Here is a 322-nt window from a genome sequence, read left to right as displayed (position 1 = left end):
CCACCCGGGTGGTCGTCCCATTCCCACACCTCCGTTATCGAGGTGTTGCTTCCACCGGTTGAGCCTGGTCAGTACACGTCGCTGGCCTTCACCGAGGCGTTGATCGCTTCGGGGATCGCCGGGTCGATCGGCAGCGTCGGGGACGCCCTCGACAACGGATTGATGGAATCGACGATCGGTCTCTACAAAACCGAGCTGATCGATCGTGACGTGTCGTGGAGCGGGCGGGCCGAGGTGGAGCGGGAAGTACAGATCGGGTCGACCCCGAAACGGGAGCGGTGAACGTCTATGTAGTCGACGATCACCGCAGTCGGCGGTCGAC

1 pseudogene is annotated in these 322 nt (G+C 63.0%); it reads left to right on the top strand.

What is annotated here, in order from left to right:
• Window positions 1-69: 69 nt before the first annotated feature.
• Window positions 70-246, top strand: a pseudogene (locus MLGJGCBP_RS44610) (IS3 family transposase); the annotation flags it as partial.
• Window positions 247-322: the final 76 nt, after the last annotated feature.

Source organism: Rhodococcus sp. T7, assembly GCF_009872365.1.
In the GTDB taxonomy this organism is placed as follows: Bacteria; Actinomycetota; Actinomycetes; order Mycobacteriales; family Mycobacteriaceae; genus Rhodococcus_F.
This window is presented reverse-complemented; position numbering and strand designations above follow the sequence as displayed.